Origin of the sequence: Variovorax sp. OV084, assembly GCF_900111625.1 — a bacterium.
In the GTDB taxonomy this organism is placed as follows: domain Bacteria; phylum Pseudomonadota; class Gammaproteobacteria; order Burkholderiales; family Burkholderiaceae_C; genus Variovorax.
Genome location: NZ_FOII01000008.1, coordinates 189986 through 213062 on the forward strand (window position 1 = coordinate 189986; position 23077 = coordinate 213062).

Genomic DNA, 23077 nt, shown 5'->3' on the forward strand with positions numbered 1-23077 from the left:
GTCAGGCCAGGCGGCGGTCGGCGCGGCGCTGGCGGAGGGTGTCGATGATGACCGCCACCACGATCACGGCGCCGGTGATGATGCGTTTGCTCGGCTCGCTCGCGCCAACCTGCGCAAGGCCGGCTTCGAGCGCCGCGATGATCAGCACGCCGAAGAAGGTGTTGATCACCGAGCCGCGCCCGCCCATGAGGCTGGTGCCGCCGATGACCACGGCAGCGATCACCTGCAGCTCGATGCCGACGCCGGCATTCGGGTCGGCCGCTTCGAGGCGCGCCGATTGCATCAGCCCCGCGAGGCCGGCCAGCAGCCCGGTCACGGCGAACACGATGATGCGGATGGGGCGCGGGTCGATGCCCGCCAGGCGCATGGCTTCTTCATTTGTGCCGATGCCCACCACGTGGCGGCCGAACACCGTGCGCGTGAGCACCATCTGCCCGATGACCACCAGCACCACCGCCAGCACGAAGGCGGCCGAGATGCCGCCGATCCACGGCGCGGCCAGGCCCGAGATGGCGTCGCCCACGTACTGCGTGCGCGAATCGGTCACGAGGTAGGCGCCGCCGCGCACTGCTTCGAGCATGCCCAGCGAGACGATGAAGCTCGGCAGCCGCCATGCGACCGACACCGCGCCCGTGACCGTGCCGCAGATGAGCCCGGTAACGAGGCCGAGCACCGCGGCCACAGGCACCGAGAGCTTCCATTCGAGGATGGCCGCCGCCGTGACGGCCGCGCTCAGCGCCAGCACCGAGCCGACTGAAAGATCGATGCCCGCGATGATCAGCACGAAGGTCATGCCGACCGCCATCACGGCCAGCGCGGGAATTTCATTCGCGATGGAGACGAAGGTCTCGCGCGTCAGGAAGTATTCGCTCAGCGAACCGAAGAGCGCGACCATGCCCACGAGCACGACCGTCAGGCCCAGGTAGGTGCCGAGCTGGCCCTTGAGTGCGGAGGGCGAGGCCGGCGGGTTTTGTTTGGTGGAGGCTTCGGCGTTCATTGTGTGTCGGCGGTGACCGGGGTCGAATCGGAAACGGGAGATACCGTCGGCGGGCTGGCGGCGCGTCCTGTCGCGTCGCTGAATGCTGCGGCCAGCAGCGATTGTTCGGTCCACTCGCCGCGCTCGAACACCGCGACCAGCCGGCCGGCGCTCATCACGCCGATGCGGTCGCACATGGCCATCAGTTCGCGCAGGTCGCTCGACACCATCAGCAGCGCCTTGCCGGCGTCGGTCATGCGGTCGAGTTCGGCGTACAGGTCGGCGCGCGCGCCCACGTCCACGCCGCGCGTGGGTTCGTCGAGCAGCAGCACCTTGCATTCGCGGTGCAACCAGCGCGCGAACACCACCTTCTGCTGGTTGCCGCCGCTGAGCGTGGCAACCGGTTGTTCGATGCTGCGTGAACGGATGCGCAGCAGTTCCACCAGCTTCTGCGCAATGCTGCGCTCTTTGGCGCGCTGCAGCCAGCCGGCGTGCGAGATAGCGCCCAGGTCGCTCAGCGTGGCGTTGACGCGGATCGATTGCGTCAGCAGCAGGCCCTGCGACTTGCGGTCTTCGGTGACGAGGCCGATGCCCGCGCGGATGGCCTGCATCGGCGAGCGCCAGCCCTTGCGCGCGTGCTTCGTGGGCTGGCCGTTTTCATAAAGGGTGATCTCGCCGCGGTCGGCGCGGTCGGCGCCGAACAGCAGCCGCACCAGTTCGGTCCGGCCCGAGCCGACCAGCCCGGCCAGGCCCATGACTTCGCCCGCGCGCAGGTCGATGTCGACGTCGCGCACGACCTGCGCCCGGCCAATGCCGCGCGCACTCAGCAACACGGGGCCGGCCACGCGGCGGTCGCGGCCCTCGTGCTCGTGCACCGCACGGCCGACCATGCGCTGCACCAGTTCGGATTCGCGCACGCCGGCCATGGCGCGTACGTCCACCAGCCGGCCGTCGCGCAGCACCGCCACGCGGTCGGCGATGCGCTGCAGTTCCTCGAGGCGGTGCGACACGTACACGATGGCCACGCCGCGCGCCTTCAGCAGCTCGATCTGCTCGAACAGGTGCGAGGTTTCGCGCGGCGTGAGCATGGCGGTGGGCTCGTCGAGCACCAGCACGCGCGTGTCGTCCTGCAGGTTGCGCGCGATCTCCACCATCTGCTGCTGGCCGATGCCCAGCCGCGCCACGGGCGTGGCCGGGTCGATGTTCTCCATGCCGATCTTGGCGAGCTGGCGCGCGGCCAGCTCGTGCAGCTTGCTGCGGCGGATCCAGCCGGTCTTGTTGGGCAGCCGGTCGAGCAGCAGGTTCTCGGCCACCGACAGCGTGGTGACGAGACCGAGCTCCTGCATGACCATGCGCACGCCCAGCCGCTCGGCGTCGCGGCGCGAGCCAGGCGCAAAGGGCTTGCCGTCGAGCAGCATCTGGCCGCGCGTGGGCTGCACCAGGCCGCAGACGATCTTCGACAGGGTGCTCTTGCCGGCGCCGTTCTCGCCCGTGAGGGCCAGCACTTCGCCGGCGTTGAGCACGAGCGAGACGTCGTCCAGCACCGGCGCCGCATAGTCCTTGCCCATGGCGCTCAGCGAGAGCACGGGCATGGCCGTTGTGAGATTCATGGCGGCGGATGCTGTCAACGTCTGTACTTTCTCTTGCTGTGTGCTTACTTCGAGTCTTTGGTGACCAGCACCACGTCGGTCTTCACTTCGGCGGGCATCTCCGACTGCTTCTTCTTGTCGGCGATGGCCTTCAGCGCGGTCTCGATGCCGAACACGGCCTGCTTGGCAGCGAACTGGTCGGCCGTGGCGAGCACGCGGCCGTCCTTCAGCATCGGCTTGATGGCGCCGATGTTGTCGTAGCCCACCACCAGCACCTTGCCGGTCTTGCCCGCGGCCTTGACCGCAGCCACGGCGCCCAGCGCCATGCTGTCGTTGCCGGCGAGCAGGGCCTTCAGGTCGGGGTGCTCGCGCATCATGCCGGCGGCCACGGTGTTGCCCTTGTCGATTTCCCACTGGCCGGACTGCACGCCCACCACCGTCACGCCGGCGGCCTTCATTGCGTCCTGGTAGCCCAGCGTGCGCTGCTGCGCATTGAAGGTGGTCGACACGCCTTCGATGATGCCGACCTTGTCGCCCGCCTTCAGCTCCTTGGCGAGCGCGTCGCCCACCAGCTTGGCGCCGGCGCGGTTGTCGGGGCCCACGAACGGCACCAGGATGCCCTTTTCCTTCAGTGCGGCACCGTCGAGCTGGTTGTCGATGTTGACCACCAGGATGCCCTTGTCGATGGCCGCATTGATCACCGGCACCAGCGCCTTCGAATCGGCCGGAGCGATGACCAGCGCGTTGATCTTCTGCGCCACCATCTGCTCGACCATCTTGATCTGGGCGGAGGTGTCGGTCTCGTCCTTGATGCCGTTGGCCACCAGCGTGTATTCGGCGGCATGGGCCTTCTGGTGCGCCTTGGCGCCGTCTTCCATGGTGCGGAAGAACTCGTTGGCCAGCGACTTCATGACCAGCGCGACCTTGGGCTTGTCCTGGGCGAGGGCGGGTGTTCCGGCCATGGCGCCCAGCAGCGTGAGTGCGGCGGCGCTTTGCAGGGTACGGCGGGTGAACTTCATGGTGAATGTCTCCTGAGGTGGTTGATCAGAACGGTGCGCCGGTCTTTGCCGGGGGCTCCGATGTTAGCTGAGGGAAACGTTTGCGCAAACGTTTGCCGGTCGGTGCTAACCCTGAGGTTTTGAGCAAGCAAATGCGAGCTCGAAGACCTGCCGGACGGGCCTGCAACCATGCTCGCCTAAAATCGCGGGTTACCCAAGAGGACCTCCCATGAGTTTGCAATGCGGCATCGTCGGCCTGCCCAACGTCGGTAAATCCACCCTTTTCAATGCGTTGACCAAGGCCGGCATCGCGGCGGAAAACTATCCGTTCTGCACCATCGAGCCCAACGTGGGCGTGGTGGAAGTGCCCGACCCCCGTCTCGCGCAACTGAGCGAGATCGTCAAGCCCGAGCGCGTGGTGCCCGCCATTGTCGAGTTCGTCGACATCGCTGGCCTGGTGGCCGGTGCCAGCACCGGCGAAGGCCTGGGCAACAAGTTTCTGGCGCACATCCGCGAGACCGACGCCACCGTCAACGTGGTGCGCTGCTTCGACGACGAGAACGTGATCCACGTGGCCGGCAAGGTCGACCCGATCTCCGACATCGAAGTGATCCAGACCGAACTCTGCCTGGCCGACCTGGCCACGGTCGAGAAGGCGCTGCACCGTCACACCAAGGTGGCCCGTTCCGGCGACAAGGACGCGCAGAAGCTCGTCGGCCTGCTCGAGCGCTGCCAGGCCGCGCTGAACGAGAACACGCCCGTGCGTGCGCTCGACTTCACCAAGGAAGAGCTGCCGCTGGTCAAGAGCTTCACGCTGATCACCGCCAAGCCCGCGATGTTCGTGGGCAACGTGGCGGAAGACGGTTTCGAGAACAACCCGTATCTCGACCGCCTGCGTGATTACGCTGCCAAGCAGGGCGCGCCCGTGGTCGCCATCTGCGCCAAGATCGAAGCCGACCTGGCCGAGATGGACGACGAAGACAAGAAGATGTTCCTCGCCGAGATCGGCCAGGAAGAGCCGGGCCTGAACCGCCTGATCCGCGCGGCCTTCAAGCTGCTGGGCCTGCAAACGTATTTCACCGCCGGCGTGAAGGAAGTGCGCGCCTGGACCATCCACATCGGCGACACCGGCCCGCAGGCGGCCGGCGTGATCCACGGCGACTTCGAGAAGGGCTACATCCGCGCCCAGACCATCGCGTTCGAGGACTACATCGCCTTCAAGGGCGAGCAGGGCGCCAAGGACGCGGGGAAGATGCGTTCTGAAGGCAAGGAATACGTCGTGAAAGATGGCGACGTGATGAACTTCCTGTTCAGCTCCTGACGCCACTCTCCCGAGCGAAATGCTCCGTTGATGAGCCTTCCCAAGATCGTCATCATTGCGGGCCCCAACGGGGCGGGAAAGACTACCTTCGCCCGCGCTTTCCTTCCGCAGGAAGCGCAAATCTCGCGTTTCATCAATGCGGATCTGATCGCCGCCGGGCTGTCACCCTTCGCGCCGGAGGCCGAAGCCATCAAGGCCGGGCGATTGATGCTGGAAGAGATTGCCGAGTGCGTTCGTCGTCGGGAGAGCTTTGCTTTCGAGACCACGTTGTCGGGACTGAGCTATCTGCGCCACATCGGCGCATGGAGGAAGTCTGGCTATCACGTGAGCCTTTTCTTTCTGGCGCTTCCGACGGCAGAATTTGCAGTCGCGCGCGTGGCGGAACGTGTCCGGCAAGGCGGGCATCACATTCCTGAAGATGTGATTCGCCGTCGTTTCGAGGCGGGGCGTCGGAATTTTGACGACCGTTATCGCGCTGCGGTGGATGCCTGGGCGCTGTACGACAACGCTGGCGAAGAGCCAGACCTCATCGAATGGGGAGAAGCACCATGACCCGTGAACAGCTGATGCAAGCAAAGGACAAGGACCTGGCCGCTTCGCTGATCGCGATTCGGCGCGCCGCACGGGAAGCGCGAGAAGCCGCAGTGCGCACCAACACTGCCATCGTGGTGCAACGTGGCCAGAAATCAGTCCGCATCACGGCTGACGAACTGCGCAAGGCCGGGGTGAAGTAGGCGTCGAGCACAGTGCTGGCAGCCGCCGGCCCGCACATCCGGCTGGGTCGCCAAGGCCGGTTTCTTGGGTAGACTGCGCGCGCCCTATTTTTCCTGCAAGGCCCGCCTTCATGCTCACCGTCCACCACCTCAACAACTCGCGCTCGCAGCGTGTGCTCTGGCTGCTCGAAGAACTCGAGCTGCCGTACGAGATCGTCCACTACCAGCGCGATCCGCAAACCAGTCTGGCGCCCGCTTCGCTGCGGGCCATTCATCCGCTGGGCAAGTCGCCGGTGGTAACGACGGATGACGGACTCACGCTTGCGGAATCGGGCGCGATCATCGAGACACTCGTCGAGCGCTACGGCCACGGCCGCCTCGCGCCCGCGGCCGGTTCGCCGGAGGCTCTGCGCTATCGCTACTGGCTGCACTTTGCCGAAGGCACGGCGATGTCGCCGCTGCTGCTCAAGCTGGTGTTCGATCGCATCGAGACGAGCAAGATGCCTTTCTTCGCGAAGCCGATCGCCAAGGCAATCTCGGCCAAGGCGAAGTCGGCGTTCATCAACCCGAACATCGCAAGCCATCTGAACTACATGGAAGCCGAACTCGGCAAGAGCGAATGGTTCGCCGGCGACGAGTTCACGGGCGCGGACATCCAGATGAGCTTCGTGGTCGAAGCTGCGCAGGCGCGCGGCGGGCTCGATGCAAAGCGGCCGAAGCTGATGGCGTACCTGGAGCGCATCCACGCGCGTCCTGCGTACAAGCGCGCGCTCGAACGCGGCGGCCCCTACGCCTTGTTGAGCTGATCAGAAGATCTGCAGCAGCGCCACCGTCATGGTGATGTAGCGCAGGAACTTGCCCACGGCCATGTAGGCAACGCATGGCCAGAACGGCAGCTTGAGCCAACCCGCGACCGCGCACAGCGGGTCGCCCACCAGCGGCAGCCAGCTCAGCAGGCAGGCCTTCGGGCCGAGCCGCTCCAGCCAGCCCAGAACGCGCACATGATGTTTCGAGTGCGAGTATTTGTCGGCCACCTTGTGCGCGCCGTAGCCCATCCACCAGTCGACCGCGCCCCCCAGCGTGTTGCCTATGGTCGCCACCGCGATGGCCGGCCAGAACATGTCGGGGTTGAGCTTGAGCAGCCCGAAGAGAAAGGGCTCGGAGCCCACCGGCAGTAGCGTCGCGGAGACGAACGCCGCCACGAACAAGGTCGAGAGACCGTACTGCGGCAGCGCCAGCAGCGCCATGAGGGAGTCGAGCCAGGCTTGCATAAGGTCGGCGCAGTATAGGCAGCGCGTGCTTCGCAACCCCGCAGGAGAAAGCCCCGGAATGCACCGGTGTTTGTACGGGTACCCAGGGCGCAAATCGTTTCAGTCGCTGAAATGCGGCGTGGCTACAATCGTGCCTCATTTTTCAGCAGCCGAACGCGCACGCTCCTCTTTCCAATGACCTTGCAGATCGGCACCCACACGCTGGAAAACCGCCTGTTCGTCGCGCCCATGGCCGGCGTGACGGACCGGCCCTTCCGCATGCTGTGCCGCGAACTCGGCGCCGGTTATGCGGTCAGCGAGATGGTCACGTCGCGCAAGGAACTCTGGGGCACGCTCAAGACATCGCGCCGCGCGAACCATGATGGCGAACCGGGCCCCATTGCGGTGCAGATTGCCGGCACCGATGCAGCCATGATGGCCGAGGCCACGGTCTACAACATCGAGCGTGGTGCGCAGATCATCGACATCAACATGGGCTGCCCGGCCAAGAAGGTCTGCAACAAGTGGGCGGGTTCTGCGCTGATGCGCGACGAGCCGCTGGCGCTTGAAATCGTGCAGGCCGTGGTCGATGCCGCGCAGCCTTTCGGCGTGCCGGTCACGCTCAAGATGCGCACCGGCTGGAGCCAGGAGCACCGCAATGCGGTGAAGCTCGCGCGCGATTTCGAGTCGGCCGGCGTGCAGATGCTCACGGTGCACGGCCGCACGCGCGAGCAGGGCTACAAGGGCTTTGCCGAGTACGACACCATCGCCGCCGTGAAGGCTGCGGTGCGCGTGCCGGTGGTGGCCAACGGCGACATCCGCTCGCCCGAGAAGGCACGCGACGTGCTTGCGGCCACCGGCGCCGACGCGGTGATGATCGGCCGCGCCGCGCAGGGCCGCCCGTGGATCTTCCGCGAGATCGCGCACTTCCTGGAAACGGGCACGCACCGCGCGCCGCCGCTGGTCGCTGAAGTGCGCCGCTTGCTGCTCGACCATCTCGTGGAGCACTATGCGCTTTACGGCGACTACAGCGGTGTGCGCACGGCGCGCAAGCACATCGGCTGGTATGTGCGCACGCTGCCCGACGGCGAAGCGTTTCGCGCACGCATGAACACCATCGAGGACTGTGCCGAGCAGCTGCGCGCGGTCGGCGACTATTTCGACGGGCTGGCGGACCGCATGGACCGCATGCCCGTGCAGCACTTGGCGGACGAAGAGGCGTCGCCAGGTGAAGAGGAGGCGGCTTGCGCCGTCGATTGAGAAAAAGAGAAGAAGCAATGAGCAAGAAACATATCGAGGACTGCGTGCGCACCAGTCTGGACAGCTACTTTCGCGATCTGCGTGGCACCGAACCCGACGGCATGTACGAGATGCTCGTGCGCGTGGTCGAGAAACCCCTGCTCGACGTCGTGATGACGCGCGCGGAAGGCAATCAATCCAAAGCCGCGCAATGGTTGGGCCTGAATCGCAACACGCTTCGCAAGAAGCTCGTTGAACACAAACTTTTGAAATAACTCCACGGCATATCCAATGGCCCAGACCGCACTCATCTCCGTTTCCGACAAGACCGGCATTCTCGAATTCGCCCAGGCGCTGCATGCGCTGGGCATCAAGCTGCTGTCCACCGGCGGCACCGCCAAGCTGCTGGCCGATGCTGGCCTGCCCGTCACCGAAGTTGCCGACCACACCGGCTTTCCGGAGATGCTCGATGGCCGCGTGAAGACGCTGCACCCGAAGATCCATGGCGGCCTGCTCGCGCGCCGCGACCTGCCCGCGCACGTGGCGGCCATCAAGGAACACGGCATCGACACCATCGACCTGCTGGTGGTCAACCTGTACCCGTTCGAAGCCACCGTGGCCAAGCCCGGCTGCACGCTCGAAGACGCGATCGAGAACATCGACATCGGCGGCCCGGCCATGGTGCGCAGCGCGGCCAAGAACTGGACGGACGTGGGCGTGCTCACCGACGCATCGCAGTACGCAGTGGCGCTTGCCGAGCTGAAGGCCGACGGCAAGCTCAGCGACAAGACCAAGTTCGCGTTCTCGGTCGCCGCGTTCAACCGCATCGCCGACTACGACGGCGCCATCAGCGACTACCTCTCGGCCATCGACTTCGACGCCAGCATCGGCCAGCCCGCGCCCAAGCGCTCGCTGTTCCCCGCGCAAAGCAACGGCCGCTTCGTGAAGGTGCAAGACCTGCGCTACGGCGAGAACCCGCACCAGCAGGCCGCGTTCTACCGCGACCTGTATCCGGCGCCCGGTTCGCTCGTGTCGGCGAAGCAGCTGCAGGGCAAGGAGCTCAGCTACAACAACATCGCCGACGCTGATGCTGCATGGGAATGCGTGAAGAGCTTCGATGTGCCGGCCTGCGTGATCGTGAAGCACGCCAACCCCTGCGGCGTTGCCATCGGCAAGGATGCTGCCGAGGCTTACGGCAAGGCCTTCAAGACCGACCCGACCTCGGCTTTCGGCGGCATCATTGCCTTCAATCGATCGGTCGACGGCGCGACGGCCCAGGAGATCTCCAAGCAGTTCGTCGAAGTGCTGATGGCGCCCGATTACACGCCCGAGGCACTGGAGCTGTTCCAGGCGACCAAGAACCGGCAGAACGTGCGCATTCTCAAGATATCGCTGCCGCCGGGCGGCGCGAGCGACTGGGACAACGGCCGCAATGCGATGGACGTGAAGCGCATCGGCTCAGGCTTGTTGATGCAGACCGCCGACAACCATGAGCTCGCGGCCAGCGACCTCAAGGTGGTCAGCAAGAAGCAGCCCACGCCGCAGCAACTGCAAGACCTGCTCTTCGCATGGAAGGTCGCGAAGTACGTGAAGAGCAACGCGATCGTTTTCTGCGCCAACGGCATGACCATGGGCGTGGGCGCGGGCCAGATGAGCCGCCTCGATTCGGCGCGCATCGCCAGCATCAAGGCCGAGCACGCCGGCCTGTCGCTGAAGGACACCGCCGTCGCCAGCGACGCCTTCTTCCCGTTCCGCGACGGCCTCGACGTGGTGGTCGATGCGGGCGCGAGCTGCGTCATCCAGCCGGGTGGCTCGATGCGCGACCAGGAAGTGATCGATGCCGCCGACGAGCGCGGCGTGGTGATGGTGCTGTCGGGCGTGCGCCACTTCAGGCACTGACGACGCTCCTTCAAGAACACCGCGGAACCGGCTTTGCCGGGCCGCAGGTGTTGCCCCCGGTGGGGGTTGGCTAAGCGACACGAAGTGCGCGAAGCCTGGGGGCGAGCCTATTCTCCGAAGCGGTACTTCAGTTGGAAGGTGATGGCGCCGTACAGCCGGTTCTTGATCGTCGGCACGTAGGCGATGTTGAGGCCCCAGTTCTTGCCTTCGATGGCAGCCACCGGAAGGATGGCCGGGAACCAGTTGCCGTTGCGGTAGTTGGGATAGCCGTCGAAGCCGCCGACCACGGCGCCGAACTTCACGCCGTAGAACTCGACGGGCAACACATACAGGCCCACGTAGTTCGACTGACGGCGATCGCTGTTGCGGAAAGTGCCCGCCGTGAGGCGGTAGGTGTCGTTCAGCGGGTACTCGAAACCCAGCCCCTGGTTGACGTTCTCCAGGCCCTTGCCACTGTCGAAGTGCGCCGAATAGAAACCCGGGTTGATCCAGATGTTCTTCGGATCGAAGGAGGACTGCGCAGTTGCCAGGCCGGGTAGAAGAAGAGCAAGAAGAGGAATGCTCAGCACCGGCAACGTGCGCAGGGGGTTCATGGGCTAGGGCGTCCTGAAGATTTGTCTTGCGGCTTCGATGGTGGCGGCGATGTCGTCGTCGCTGTGGGCTGCGCTCACGAAGCCTGCCTCGTAAAGCGCGGGGGCAATATACACGCCGCGATCGAGCAAACCGTGAAACAGCGCATTGAATTTCGCGTTGTCGGTTGTCATCACGGTGGCATAGTTTTGCGGCAGGTCCTTCATCAGGAAGAAGCCGAACATGCCGCCTTCGCTGTCGGCATTGAAGGGCTGGCCTTCGGCTGCTGCGGCGGCCTTCAGGCCATCGACCAGCGCGCGCGTTTTCTTGCCGAGCGCTTCGTAGAAGCCGGGCTTTGCAATTTCCTTCAGCGTGGCAAGACCACATGCCGTGGCCACCGGATTGCCCGACAGCGTGCCGGCCTGATAGACCGGGCCCAGCGGCGCAAGCTGTTCCATGATCGCTCGCGGCCCGCCGAAGGCCGCCAGCGGCATGCCGCCGCCGATGACCTTGCCGAGCACCGTGAGGTCGGGCTTGATGCCCAGCACGCCCTGTGCGCCGTGCAGGCCCACGCGAAAGCCGGTCATCACTTCATCGAAGATCAGCAGGGCGCCGTGCTGCGTGCAAAGCTCGCGGCAGCGCTTGGCGAACTCGGGCGTGGCGCGCACGAAGTTCATGTTGCCGGCAATGGCTTCGATCATCAGGCAGGCGATGTCGCTGCCATGCAGGGCGAAGGCTTCTTCGAGCTGCTGCAGGTTGTTGTACTCGAGCACGATGGTGTGCTGCACTACCTCGGGCGGCACGCCGGCTGAGGTCGGGTTGCCGAAGGTGGCGAGGCCGGAGCCGGCCTTCACCAGCAATGCGTCGGCGTGGCCGTGGTAGCAGCCCTCGAACTTGACGATGCTCTTGCGGCCGGTGGCGCCGCGCGCCAGGCGCAATGCGCTCATCGCGGCTTCGGTGCCGGAACTCACGAGTCGCACCATCTCCATCGACGGCACCAGCGCGAGGATGGCCTCGGCCAGTTCGATCTCGCGCTCGGTCGGCGCGCCGTACGAGAAGCCTTCGAGCACGGCCTTCTGCACCGCCTCGACCACGGCAGGGTGGCCATGGCCCAGGATCATCGGACCCCAGGAGCCGATGTAGTCGATGTAGCGCTTGTCGTTGGCGTCCCAGAAGTAGGCGCCCTGTGCGCGCTGGATGAAGCGGGGCGTGCCGCCCACGGCCTTGAAGGCGCGTACGGGCGAGTTGACGCCCCCGGGGATCACGGCGCGGGCGCGCTCGAAAAGAATGTCGTTGCGGTCGGTCATCAGTGTCGGGTGTCGTGTGGGGGGAGGGCGAAGTCCGGCGCGGCGTCCGGGTCTTCATCGTCTTCGTCGTCCTCGGGCTCGGCCCAGAACAGGCGGTCGGGCAGCACGTGGCCCATGCCGGGGCGAAAGCCCGCGTCGAGGCAGCGGTCCATGTAGGCCAGCGCCTCGGTGGTCGCGGCCACGAGGTCGGTGCCGCTTGCGAGCAGGGCGGCCAGGGCGGCCGACAGGGTGTCGCCGGCGCCGGCGAAGACTGCTTCGAGCCGTTCGTACTTCTCGTTGGCGAGCACCGACTGCGGCGAGGCCAGCACGTTGTCGATGAACTGATCGGGCAGCACCATGCCGGTTACGAGCGTGTAGGGCACGCCGAACTCGCCGGCGGCCTTGGCAATGTCGCGCGCACCGGGCGGACGCTCGCCGTTCCAGTCCGGAAGCAGCCAGCGCCACAGAGTACTGTGGTTTCCAACCAACACCGTCGTTTGAGGCAAAACCAGCTCCCGAAAAGCGTCCAGATAGGGCTCGATCAGGTTCTCGTCCCACCACGAAAGGTTGGGCATGTAGGCCACCACGGGCACCTCGGGATAGTCGGCGGCGGTCTCGGCGATGGTGCTCAGGGCCTCGGGGGTGCCGGCAAAGCCCACCTTGATCAACTGGACTTCCACGTCCTCCAGGATGGCGCGCGCCTGCTCGGCGATGGCCTCCTCGTCGAAGGGAAAGTGGTCGAAAATCTCGGCCGTGTCCCTGGCGTAGGCGCCTGTGACGACGGGCAGGACGTGTGCGCCCACCGACGCCATGGCGAGGGCATCGGCGCCCAGCCCGCCCGCACCGCTGGGGTCGCTGGCGTTGAACACCAGCACGCAGGGAGGATTCAGGTCGCGCTCGGCCAGCTCGCCTTCATCCTGCGAGGGGTCGTTAAGATCGCCCGGTTTGCGGGTTTTGTCTGCTGGAAGTAAGTAGATGGTCATACGCCGGGCGGAATCCCCTGGATGGTGGCATAGGCGCGACGTTTACCGTCTGCCAGTGAGATACGCATAGATACACTCGTTGCATTTAATGAACAAGGACTTTAAGCTCCGATGAATACGAAAACTTGGATGTGCCTGATTTGTGGGTGGATCTATGACGAAGCGGTTGGTGTACCGGAAGACGGCATCGCGGCAGGCACGGCCTGGGCCGATGTGCCGATGAACTGGACCTGTCCTGAGTGCGGTGCGCGCAAGGAAGACTTCGAAATGGTTGAAATCTGAAAGCATGGCATAGATAGAGCTACGCGGTCTGCGTCGATGTTCGGCGCGGCGGGCTTCCAAGTCTCATGAGCAGGAGCGTTTGCAATGGGCCCGAATGGATCAGGTTACAAGGTGCTTGTCATTGACGACAGCAATACCATCCGGCGCAGTGCCGAGATTTTTCTGAAGCAGGGTGGGCACGAGGTTCTTCTTGCGGAGGACGGCTTCGACGCGCTCTCCAAGGTTAACGACCACAAGCCGCATCTGATTTTCTGCGACATCCTGATGCCGCGACTCGACGGCTACCAGACGTGCGCCATCATCAAGCGCAACGCCCATTTTTCCAACGTTCCAGTCGTCATGCTGTCTTCGAAAGACGGTGTATTCGACAAGGCCCGCGGCCGTATGGTCGGATCGCAAGACTACCTGACCAAGCCTTTCACCAAAGACCAGCTGCTGCAGGCCGTGCAGCAGTTTGGCATCGTTCAACAGGAAGTGCAGTAATGCCTATTCGCAAAATCCTCGTCGTCGACGACTCCAAGACGGAACTGGTGTTCCTGACCGACCTCCTCCAGAAGAACGGCTTTGCCGTCAAGACGGCTGAAAACGCCGACGACGCCATGCGCCGCCTGGAAGAAGACCACCCCGACCTGATCCTCATGGACGTCGTGATGCCCGGCCAGAACGGCTTCCAGCTCACGCGCGCCATTGCCCGCGACCCGAAGTACGCGGCCATCCCGATCATCCTGTGCACCAGCAAGAACCAGGAAACCGACCGCGTCTGGGGCATGCGCCAGGGCGCACGCGACTACATCGTGAAGCCGGTCAACGCAGCCGACCTGATGTCCAAGATCAGCGCGCTGAACTGAGCGAAAGCCTGCCGAGTCCATGGCGAATCGCGATGCTCTGAGAGCCTTCCAGTCCCGGCTGGCGAGCCGCCTGCAGGCCGCTCGCACGACGGGCGTGGCTGCCACGTGGCTGGCGGTCGAGGCGGGCGAGGGCAAATACCTCTTTCCGCTGGGACACGCCGGCGAAATCTTTCCCTGGACGCCGCCACAGCCCGTGCCCTACACGGAGCCGTGGTTCCTCGGCGTTGCCAACCTGCGCGGCGGCCTCTATGGCGTCGTGCAGCTGTCGGCATTCGCCTCCGGCGTCCCGGTCGCGCTGGCCGCCACCGAGGCGGCGCGCATCCAGTCGCGGCTCGTTGCTTTCAACGAGCTGCTCGAAGTCAACTGCGCATTGCTGGTCGATCGACTGGCGGGGTTGCGGGGGGCGGAGGCCTTCACGGCGTCCGAGCCTCCTGGCGCAGAAGCACCTGCCTGGCATGGGCATCTGTTTACCGATGCAGCGGGGGAGCGCTGGCAGGAAGTCAACCTGCAAGCGCTTTCGCAGCAACCCCAGTTTTTGAGTATTGGTGCGTAGTGCTCCCGCACGCCGTACCGGAAACCACCTGAAGGACCGACCGTGAGCTCGATCGCCGACAAGTTCAAGAAATTACTGCCCGTGAACAACGGGAACGACAAGGCCCGCGTCGATGGCTCCGGTTCCACGATATCGCTTGACGATGTCGATACCGTCCAGGTTCCGGACGAGAAAACCGTGCGCCTCGCCAGGAAAGGTGCCGTGACCACGGACACCAGCTTCGGCGAGCTCGACCTGCCGGGCGGCGGCGGCGACGCCGCCAACGAGCCGGGCGCCACGGTTGCCGAAGCGGCGCCCGACACCACCGGCGGCCGCGCGGGCTCCAACCCGGCGAGGCAGCAGCGGATCCTGGCCATCCTGCTGGCCGTCGTGGTGCTGTTGCTGCTGCTGGTTGCCGGCTCCGCCATTCTTCGCGCGGAACGCCTGGCGCAGCAGGTGGCGGCCACCGGCCAGTCGCTGATGCAGTCGCAGCGTCTTGCCAAGTCGATCTCGCAGGCCCTCGTCGGCAGCGCCTCGGCGTTCGTCGAAGTGAAGGACAGCGCCGACGACCTCTCGCGCCGCGTGCAGGGCCTGACCAACGGCGACGACTCGTTGCGCCTGGAGCGCGTGGGCAACCAGTACGACGAGGAGATGAACAAGATCAATCCTCTCGTCACCCGCGCCGACGCCAGCGCCAAGGCCGTGCTGGCCCAGCGCCAGATCCTGACGCAGGTGGGTGCCGCTCTGCGCGACATCAACCAGCAGTCGTCCACGCTGCTCGAAATGACGGAAACCGTCGCGTCGCTGAAGATGCAGCAGAACGCCACGCTGCCTGAAATCTCGGCCGCCGGCCAGCTCGTGATGCTGACGCAGCGCATCGGCAAGTCGACCAACGAGTTCTTCACGGTCGAGGGCGTGAACCCCGACGCCGTGTTCCTGCTGGGCAAGGACCTGAACACCTTCCAGGAAACCACCCGCGGCCTGCTCGACGGCAACGCGCAGCAGCGCTTCCCCGGCTCGAAAGACCCGCAGACCCGCCAGCAGCTCGAAGCCATCCTGAAGACCTACGAGCAGATGCGCACACAGGCTTCGGCCATTCTGGGCAACCTGCAGGGCCTGGTGGCGGCGCGTGAAGCGCAGGCTTCCATCCTGACCGACAGTGAGCCGCTGCGTAAGTCGCTCGGCGACCTGCAGGAAAAGCTCTCCGCACGCACCGGTCTGGGCGCCGGCACCATCGTGCTGCTGTTCGTGCTGTCGCTGGCCGCTCTGGCACTCGCTGGCGCCATCGGTTTCGTGCAGGTGCGCGAAGGCCGTGAACGTGCCGCCGTCGCCGAACGCGAACGTCTGGCTGCCGAACAGGCTTCCGACGAAGCCGGCCGCGTGAACAACGCCAATCAGGCCGCCATTCTTCGGCTGATGAACGAACTGCAGACAGTGGCCGAAGGCGACCTGACCCAGGAAGCAACCGTGACCGAGGACATTACCGGCGCCATCGCCGACTCGGTGAACTACACGGTGGAAGAACTGCGACTGCTGGTGGGCAACGTGCAGAACACGGCTACCCGCGTGGCGCAGACGACGTCGCAGGTGGAAAGCACCTCGACCGAGCTGCTGGCCGCCTCGACCGAACAGCTGCGCGAAATTCGCGAAACCGGCCAGTCGGTGCTGACCATGGCCGAGCGAATCAACGGCGTGTCTACCCAGGCGCAAGAGTCCGCCACGGTGGCGCGCCAGTCGCTGCAGGCTGCATCCTCGGGTCTGCAGGCCGTGCAGAACGCCATCGGCGGTATGAACTCCATCCGCGACCAGATCCAGGAAACCTCCAAGCGGATCAAGCGCCTGGGCGAATCCTCGCAGGAGATTGGCGAAATCACCGAGCTGATCTCGGACATTACCGAACAGACGAACGTGCTGGCCCTGAACGCCGCCATCCAGGCCGCATCGGCCGGTGAAGCCGGACGAGGCTTCTCGGTGGTGGCGGAAGAAGTTCAGCGACTGGCCGAACGCTCCGCAGACGCCACGCGCCAGATCTCGGCGCTGGTGAAGGCGATTCAGACCGACACGCAGGATGCCGTGGGCGCCATGGAGCGCTCCACGCAGGGTGTGGTCGAAGGGGCCAAGCTGTCCGACAACGCGGGTACCGCGCTGTCCGAGATCGACCGCGTGTCGCGCCGACTCGCTGACCTGATTGAGCAGATTTCGCAATCCGCCTCCCGCGAAGCCGATTCGGCCAACGTGGTGGCCGCGAACATCCAGCACATTTTTGCCGTGACGGAACAGACCGGAGAAGGTACGCGCACCACCGCCCAGCAGGTGCGCGAACTGTCGCAGATGGCCGAAGAACTGCGTCGTTCGGTGGCTCGTTTCAAGATTGCCTGACCCACAAGATAGATAAGAACGGCGAGCACCCAACGTGTCGATTCAAACCCCTGCCACGGCCCCCCTCGCCGGCAATGTGCCGGCCACCGAAGACCTCGGGCCGCTGGCCTGGGTGCTGGGAGAAATCCAGAAATCCCTCGACGGTGTAGGCAAGTCGCTGCGGCGCTTCGTGCGCGACGTGGACGCTGCAGCCGAGCCCGAGGCCGGCCCGCTGCAGATGGCCCGCCAGCAACTGCACCAGGCCGTTGGCGCGCTCCAGATGGTGGGGCATTCCTCGCCCGCGCTGGTGCTCGGCGCCATCGAGTTCGCGGTGCAGGGCTTCATTGCCGAACCGCAGCGCTGCACCGATGCCGCGGTGGTCAAGATCGAGCGTGCCGGCTTCGCCGTCACCGATTTCCTCAACGCCCTGCTGGCCGGCAAGCCCGTGTCGTCGGTGGCGCTGTTTCCCCAGTACCGCGACGTGCTGGAGCTCGTCGGCAACGAGCGCGTTCACCCGGCCGACCTGTGGAGCACCGCCTGGCGCTGGGTCGAGGTCAAGCCCGCGCTGACGCAGGCCGCCATCGCCTATGACCCGGCCGTGCGCTCGAAGCTCGACCGCGAAGTGCTGCAACTGGTCAAGACCGGCGACGTGCAGGCCGCCCGGCGGTTGCATGCGCTGTGCCTGGGGCTCGGCCGCGGCGCTCTGCTGCCCCGCGTCGCCAGCTTCTGGACCCTGGCCGCCGGCTTCTTCGAAGCCCTGGCCACCGGGCTGATCACGCCCGATTCCTACGTCAAGCGCGCCGCCTCGCGCGTGCTGCTGCAGTACGCCACGCTCGCGCGCGGCGACAGCCTCGTGTCCGACCGTCTCGGGCAAGACCTGCTGTTCTTCTGCGCGCAGGCCGTGCCCACCGCCAGCGACGACGCCGCCACGCTGCGCACCGTGCGCAGCGCCTGGGGCATCGCCGGCGAACAGCGCATCGACTACACCGTCGAGCAGTTCGGCCGCTTCGATCCGCTGGTGCTGCAACAAGCGCGCAAGCGTATCGAGACCGCCAAGGAAATGTGGTCGGGCCTCTCGGGCGGCGACATCACCCGCACGCGCCAGGTGGCCGACACCTTCGCGCAGCTCGGCGAATCGCTGCAGAAGCTGCACCCGCCGAGCCTGCCGATGGTGCAGGCGCTGACCCATTCGGTCGAAGCCTCCGTGCGCTCCGGCCAGGCCCCGGGCACCGAACTCGCGATGGAAGTCGCCACCTCGGTGCTCTACCTGGAAGCCGCGCTCGAAGACCTCGACCCGAGCGATCCGCAGCTCACCTCGCGCACCCTGCAGCTGGCGGGCCGCATCGAACGCGTGCGCGCGGGCGGCCATTCCGAGCCGCTCGAGCCGTGGATGGAAGACCTCTACCGCCGCGTGAGCGACCGCCAGACCATGGGCACCGTGGTCGACGAGCTGCGCAGCCACCTGAGCGAACTCGAAAAATCGCTCGACCAGTATTTCCGCCGCCCGGCCGAAAAGGGCCTGTTGCGCACAGTGCCGACGCAGCTCCTGCAGATGCGTGGTGTGTTCTCCGTGCTCGGCCTCGACCAGGCCGCGCTCACCGTTCAGCGCATGCGCGATGACGTCGAGGCGATGCTCGTCAGCACCTCGCCGGCCGAAGAAATGGCCGGCTTCGACGCGCTGGGCAACAACCTCGGCGCGCTCGGTTTCCTGATCGACATGCTGGGCTACCAGCCCGCGCTGGCCAAGCGCCTGTTCGTGTTCGACGCCGACGCCGGCGAACTCAAGCCGCTGATGGGCCGCCAGGCCACCGACAGCACTGCTGCCGACGGCACCGCTCCGAGCCCGGCTCCGGTCGCCCAGGCCGTGCTCAGCATCGAGGAAGTCGACGCACAGATCGCCTCGAAGCTCGCCGCGCTCGCCACGCCCAACCGCAAGGCCAAGGTTTCGCCGATCGAGGAATTCAGCGGCAAGGCCGACAGCTGGACGAACAAGATCTCCGGTCCGTCCGCGCTGCCCGACACCGAAGTCACCGAGCTCGAAGAAGACGACCTGCAGAACATCTTCCTCGACGAAGCCCGCGAGGTGGTGCAGAACGGCCTGGCCGCCATCGCCGAACTCGCCAGCTACCCGGACGACACCGAAGAACTCACGATCCTGCGTCGTGCCTTCCACACGCTCAAGGGCAGTTCGCGCATGGTCGGCCTCACCGACTTCGGCGACGCCGCCTGGTCGCTCGAACAGGTGCTCAACACCTGGCTGGCCGACCAGCGCGCCGCCACGCCGGAACTGCTGTCGGCCACCGAACGCACGATGAAGGACTTCAGCCAGTGGGTCGAGGCCATTGCCTCGGGCTCCGCGCATGGCTGGCAGTCGGCACCGTTCAGCCGCGTGGCCAACGCGCTGCTGGCCGGCGAGCCCGTGCCCCCGCCGGTGCGCGTGGCCGATGCGGAGGCCCTGGCGGTCGCCGCGCGCCACATCGCCGCTGAAGCGCCTCATTCCGCGCCCGCACCGCTCGAGGTTGCGGCGCCAGTGGCGGCGCAGCTGCCGCCCCTGCAATTGCCCGATCTGCCGGACCTGTCGCTTACCTCGGAAGCTCCCGCACCAACACTGGCTGCGGCGCCCGAGGTGCCGTTCGAAACCGTGGCATGGCAGGAGCCCGAGAAGGTAGCCACGCCCGAGCCCGACGACGATTTCGCATCGACCGACTTCATCGATTTCGAAGCGAAGCAGACCACCGAGCCTGCAGCGCTGGAAGCCTTGCCGAGCGGCGAGGAGTTCGATTTCCTGGCGCCCCCCGCGAAGACGCCTGCCGCCGCCGAGCCGGAGCCGGCAGAGCCCGCTCCAGTCATCGAATCGATCGAAGCCACCGTGCCGACCACGGCCGGCCTGCCCGACCTGGACTGGGAGCCCGAGCCGCTGCCCGTGCAGGCTGCTGCCGTTGTTGCAGCCGAGCCCGAAGTCATCGAAGCCGCGGCGCTGCCGCTGCACGAAGAAGAACCGGAAGAACCGGTCGCCGCACCCGAGCCGCAACCAGTGGCCGAAGCAGAGCCGGAGCCCGAGCCCGAACTGCCCGCCCTGGCGGTTGCCGAAGAAGTGCTCGTGCCCATCTTCGAAGCACCCCCGGTGCCCGAAGAACCGCAGATCCTCGTTGCCGACAAGGAAACAGAAGCAGAAGCGCCCGAACCTGTCGTGGCCGCTGCGCCAGCTGCGCAGCAGGAAAGCGCCGAAGACCAGGTCAAGGTCATCGGCCCGCTGCGCATCGGCATCCAGCTCTACAACGTCTACCTCAACGAGGCCGACGAATGGTCGCGCCAGCTCGCCACCGACGTCGGCGAATGGGCGCTCGAATCGCACGAACGCCTGCCCGACTCGACCGTTGCGCTAGCCCACTCGCTGGCCGGCAGCTCGGCCACGGTCGGCTTCCACAGCCTGTCGGGCATGGCCCGCCTGTTCGAAGCCGCGCTGCAGCATCTGCAGATGCAGGGCAGCGGCACGCGTGAGCAGGGCATGGTGCTGGTGGCCGCGGCCGACGAGCTGCGCCGCCTGCTGCACCAGTTCGCCGTCGGCTTCCTGCGCGATCCGGCCGAAGGCACGCTGCAGGCGCTGCGCGACATCGCCAATTCGCCGATGCCGACCGAAGTTGCCATGCGCGCCGAAGTCCGGCCGCTGCAGCAGGTGGTGGTCAGCGATTCCGTCGCCGACGTGGCGCTGGACGATTCCGAAGACGCCATCGACCTGGCCGACGCGGTCGACGTCGACCTGTTCCCGATCTTCGAGGAAGAGGCTGCCGAACTGCTGCCCCAGCTCGGCGAGGCGTTGCGCCAGTGGGCGCATCACCCCGACGACAGCGCGCCGCGCGCCTCGGTGCTGCGCACGCTGCACACGCTCAAAGGCAGCGCACGACTGGCCGGCGCCATGCGCCTTGGCGAGCGCGCGCACCGCATGGAGTCCGAGATCGAAGTCCTGGGCTCCCAGGGCGCGGAACGGGCCGACATCGAAAAGCTGCTGACGCGCCTCGACGCCCTGCAGGCCACCTTCGACGCGCTGCGCGCGGCCGACGATGCCACGCAGGTCGAGCTGGCCCAGATCGTGGCCGCGGCCACCGCGACCGCATCCGCCGCCCAGCTGCTGCAGGTGGCGCCCGAGGCCGGCGTGCCGGCGAACGACGAAACCGCCGCCCCCGTGGCGAGCCTGGAAGACGAAGAATCCGTCGCTGCCGCACCGGCCGCACCCACGACGCTGCAACCGCGCCCTGCGCCCGCACTGCTCACGCCCCTGCGTGCCGCAACGGGCCAGGCCGTACGCATCCGCACCCAGCTGCTCGACCGCCTGGTCGCGCAGACCGGCGAGGTCATCATCACGCGTTCGCGCCTGGAGGCCGAACTGGGCCAGCTGCGCGGCTCGCTGTCCGACCTCACGGGCAATCTGGACCGCCTGCGCCAGCAACTGCGCGACATCGAAGTGCAGGCCGAAAGCCAGATGCAGTCCCGCCTGGCGCAAGCCAAGGACTCGCAACAGGGCTTCGACCCGCTGGAGTTCGACCGCTTCACCCGCGTGCAGGAACTCACGCGCATGATGGCCGAGTCGGTGAACGACGTGGCCACCGTGCAGCGCACGCTGCAAAAGACGGTGCAGGCGACGGAAGACGACCTCAGCGTGCAGGCACGCCAGACGCGCGAACTGCAGCGCGGCCTGCTGCGCACGCGCATGGTGGAGTTCGAAGGCATCTCCGACCGCCTCTACCGCGTGGTGCGCCAGGCCTCGAAGGACACCGGCAAGCAGGTGCGCCTGGACATCGTCGGCGGCTCCATCGAAATGGACCGCGGCGTGCTGGACCGCATGACGCCCGCCTTCGAGCACTTGCTGCGCAACTGCGTGGCCCACGGCATCGAGGATTCGGCCGTGCGCGAGAAGGCCGGCAAGGATGCCAGCGGCCTGATCGTCATCGACCTGCACCATGAGGGCAACGACGTCTCGGTGAGCTTCCGCGACGACGGCGCCGGCCTCGACAACAAGCGCATCGCCGAGCGCGCCCGCGCTCTCGGCCTGCTCGGCCACGACCAGGAACTGTCGGCCGAAGAAGCCACCGAGCTGATCTTCAAGCCCGGCTTCTCGACGGCGGGCCAGGTCTCCGAACTGGCCGGCCGCGGCATCGGCATGGACGTGGTGCGCGCGCAGATCGCGGCGCTCGGCGGCCGCATCGAAACGCACAGCAACCCGGGCCAGGGCACCACCTTCAAGCTGGTGCTGCCGCTGACCACCGCCGTGACGCACGTGGTGATGCTGCGCGCGGGCGAGGTGTCGATCGGCGTGCCGTCGAACCTGGTGGAACTGGTACAGCGCGTGGGCGGAACCGACCTCGAGGCCGCCTACCTGCACAACAGCCATCCCTTCGGCCACGAACAGGTGCCGTTCTACTGGGCCGGCGCGCTGCTGCAGGCCTCGACCCGCAGCGAGCATGCGGGCGCCAAGAACAACACGATCGTGGTCGTGCGAAGCGCCGCGCAGCGCGTGGCCCTGCACGTGGACGAAGTGCTGGGCAACCAGGAAGTCGTGGTCAAGAACCTCGGCCCGCAGCTCGCGCGGCTGCCCGGCCTGGCCGGCATCTCGGTGCTGGCATCGGGCGCGGTGGCGCTGATCTACAACCCGGTGGCGCTGGCCGCGGTGCACGGCGAACAGGCGCGCGAGCGCCAGGCCGCCGCGCTGGTGGCGCCGGCGCATGCCGCATCGGCTACGGCCGGGCAGGGCGCGCCGCAGGAGCCGTTGCCGGTGCTGGCCCCGGTGGCACCGCAGATTCCGCTGGTGCTGGTGGTGGACGACTCCATCACCGTGCGCCGCGTCACGCAGCGTCTGCTGCAGCGCGAAGGCTATCGCGTGTCGCTCGCGGCCGACGGCCTGCAGGCGCTCGAACGGCTACAGCAGGAACGCCCGGCGGTGGTGCTGTCGGACATCGAGATGCCGCGCATGGACGGCTTCGACCTGGCCCGCAACATCCGCGCCGACGCCGCGCTGGCCGGGCTGCCGATCATCATGATCACCTCGCGCATCGCCGAGAAGCACCGCGACTACGCGCGCACGCTGGGCGTGAACCACTACCTCGGCAAGCCGTACTCGGAAGAGGAACTGCTGCGCCTGGTGCGTGCGTACACGAGCGAGTCGACGACGCTGGCTGCCGCCGCCTGACGCGCGGTTTTCAGGCAGCGATAAAGAAAAGGGCCTTCGGGCCCTTTTC

20 protein-coding genes are annotated in these 23077 nt (G+C 66.4%); 13 read left to right on the forward strand and 7 right to left on the reverse strand.

What is annotated here, in order from left to right:
• Position 1 precedes the first annotated feature (1 nt).
• Genes BMW87_RS21185 through BMW87_RS21195 form a run of 3 tightly spaced genes read right to left on the reverse strand, consistent with a single transcriptional unit; the run spans position 2 to position 3584 of the window.
• Positions 2 to 997 (reverse strand): ABC transporter permease, encoded by a 996-nt coding sequence (locus BMW87_RS21185; RefSeq protein ID WP_093078468.1) that lies wholly within the window; start codon positions 995 to 997, stop codon positions 2 to 4.
• Positions 994 to 2586 (reverse strand): sugar ABC transporter ATP-binding protein, encoded by a 1593-nt coding sequence (locus BMW87_RS21190; protein WP_093056644.1) that lies wholly within the window; start codon positions 2584 to 2586, stop codon positions 994 to 996. Before BMW87_RS21190 ends, BMW87_RS21185 begins: the two co-directional genes overlap by 4 nt.
• A 44-nt stretch (positions 2587 to 2630) precedes the next feature.
• Entirely contained in the window at positions 2631 to 3584 is a 954-nt protein-coding gene (locus BMW87_RS21195; protein ID WP_093078470.1) for a sugar ABC transporter substrate-binding protein, read from the reverse strand.
• 208 nt (positions 3585 to 3792) lie between these two features.
• Here BMW87_RS21195 and ychF point away from each other — a divergent pair, with 208 nt between their 5' ends.
• The 4 genes from ychF to BMW87_RS21215 all read left to right on the forward strand — a co-directional run bounded on the left by ychF (position 3793) and on the right by BMW87_RS21215 (position 6403).
• Positions 3793 to 4884: a redox-regulated ATPase YchF gene (ychF, locus tag BMW87_RS21200; RefSeq protein ID WP_093078471.1), complete on the forward strand. Its 1092-nt coding sequence runs from the start codon at positions 3793 to 3795 to the stop codon at positions 4882 to 4884.
• 30 nt (positions 4885 to 4914) lie between these two features.
• The gene (locus BMW87_RS21205; protein ID WP_093078473.1) at positions 4915 to 5436 is read left to right on the forward strand and encodes an ATPase; all 522 of its coding nucleotides are present in this window, start codon (positions 4915 to 4917) and stop codon (positions 5434 to 5436) included.
• Positions 5433 to 5618: a hypothetical protein gene (locus tag BMW87_RS21210; RefSeq protein WP_093056640.1), complete on the forward strand. Its 186-nt coding sequence runs from the start codon at positions 5433 to 5435 to the stop codon at positions 5616 to 5618. The genes BMW87_RS21205 and BMW87_RS21210 overlap by 4 nt, the downstream gene beginning before the upstream one ends.
• Before the next feature lie 110 nt (positions 5619 to 5728).
• On the forward strand, positions 5729 to 6403 hold the full coding sequence (locus BMW87_RS21215; RefSeq protein WP_093078474.1) for a glutathione S-transferase: 675 nt from the start codon (positions 5729 to 5731) through the stop codon (positions 6401 to 6403).
• On the opposite strand, the gene BMW87_RS21220 is transcribed toward BMW87_RS21215, so the two are convergent.
• Positions 6404 to 6868, reverse strand: coding sequence for a YqaA family protein (locus BMW87_RS21220; RefSeq protein WP_093056638.1), 465 nt, complete (start codon positions 6866 to 6868; stop codon positions 6404 to 6406). It abuts the gene before it with no gap.
• A gap of 174 nt (positions 6869 to 7042) precedes the next feature.
• Between BMW87_RS21220 and dusB the strand changes: the two genes are divergently transcribed.
• From dusB to purH, 3 genes are read left to right on the forward strand one after another with little or no spacing between them, the layout of a single operon-like run.
• Positions 7043 to 8107, forward strand: coding sequence for a tRNA dihydrouridine synthase DusB (dusB, locus tag BMW87_RS21225; RefSeq protein WP_093056637.1), 1065 nt, complete (start codon positions 7043 to 7045; stop codon positions 8105 to 8107).
• Between the two features lie 17 nt (positions 8108 to 8124).
• Positions 8125 to 8361 (forward strand): Fis family transcriptional regulator, encoded by a 237-nt coding sequence (locus BMW87_RS21230; protein ID WP_007838304.1) that lies wholly within the window; start codon positions 8125 to 8127, stop codon positions 8359 to 8361.
• 16 nt (positions 8362 to 8377) lie between these two features.
• A complete protein-coding gene (purH, locus tag BMW87_RS21235) occupies positions 8378 to 9985 on the forward strand; it encodes a bifunctional phosphoribosylaminoimidazolecarboxamide formyltransferase/IMP cyclohydrolase (protein ID WP_093078476.1) in 1608 nt (535 codons plus the stop codon).
• Positions 9986 to 10092: 107 nt separating this feature from the next.
• On the opposite strand, the gene BMW87_RS21240 is transcribed toward purH, so the two are convergent.
• Genes BMW87_RS21240 through BMW87_RS21250 form a run of 3 tightly spaced genes read right to left on the reverse strand, consistent with a single transcriptional unit; the run spans position 10093 to position 12824 of the window.
• Positions 10093 to 10578, reverse strand: a complete 486-nt coding sequence (locus BMW87_RS21240; protein WP_093078477.1) for a hypothetical protein — start codon at positions 10576 to 10578, stop codon at positions 10093 to 10095.
• Positions 10579 to 10581: 3 nt separating this feature from the next.
• The gene (hemL, locus tag BMW87_RS21245) at positions 10582 to 11862 is read right to left on the reverse strand and encodes a glutamate-1-semialdehyde 2,1-aminomutase (RefSeq protein ID WP_093078479.1); all 1281 of its coding nucleotides are present in this window, start codon (positions 11860 to 11862) and stop codon (positions 10582 to 10584) included.
• A complete protein-coding gene (locus tag BMW87_RS21250) occupies positions 11862 to 12824 on the reverse strand; it encodes a bifunctional hydroxymethylpyrimidine kinase/phosphomethylpyrimidine kinase (protein ID WP_093078480.1) in 963 nt (320 codons plus the stop codon). The genes hemL and BMW87_RS21250 overlap by 1 nt, the downstream gene beginning before the upstream one ends.
• Before the next feature lie 111 nt (positions 12825 to 12935).
• Between BMW87_RS21250 and BMW87_RS21255 the strand changes: the two genes are divergently transcribed.
• The 6 genes from BMW87_RS21255 to BMW87_RS21280 all read left to right on the forward strand — a co-directional run bounded on the left by BMW87_RS21255 (position 12936) and on the right by BMW87_RS21280 (position 23028).
• A complete protein-coding gene (locus tag BMW87_RS21255; RefSeq protein ID WP_007838397.1) occupies positions 12936 to 13106 on the forward strand; it encodes a rubredoxin in 171 nt (56 codons plus the stop codon).
• Between the two features lie 84 nt (positions 13107 to 13190).
• Positions 13191 to 13589 carry a response regulator gene (locus BMW87_RS21260; RefSeq protein WP_021012487.1) on the forward strand — a complete coding sequence of 133 codons (399 nt, stop codon included), beginning with the start codon at positions 13191 to 13193 and terminating at the stop codon, positions 13587 to 13589.
• On the forward strand, positions 13589 to 13954 hold the full coding sequence (locus BMW87_RS21265; RefSeq protein ID WP_093056632.1) for a response regulator: 366 nt from the start codon (positions 13589 to 13591) through the stop codon (positions 13952 to 13954). The genes BMW87_RS21260 and BMW87_RS21265 overlap by 1 nt, the downstream gene beginning before the upstream one ends.
• Positions 13955 to 13973: 19 nt before the next feature.
• Positions 13974 to 14507 (forward strand): chemotaxis protein CheW, encoded by a 534-nt coding sequence (locus BMW87_RS21270; RefSeq protein ID WP_093056631.1) that lies wholly within the window; start codon positions 13974 to 13976, stop codon positions 14505 to 14507.
• A gap of 42 nt (positions 14508 to 14549) precedes the next feature.
• Positions 14550 to 16865 (forward strand): methyl-accepting chemotaxis protein, encoded by a 2316-nt coding sequence (locus BMW87_RS21275; RefSeq protein ID WP_093056630.1) that lies wholly within the window; start codon positions 14550 to 14552, stop codon positions 16863 to 16865.
• A gap of 34 nt (positions 16866 to 16899) precedes the next feature.
• Entirely contained in the window at positions 16900 to 23028 is a 6129-nt protein-coding gene (locus tag BMW87_RS21280; RefSeq protein ID WP_093078482.1) for an Hpt domain-containing protein, read from the forward strand.
• The last annotated feature ends 49 nt before the right edge of the window (positions 23029 to 23077 follow it).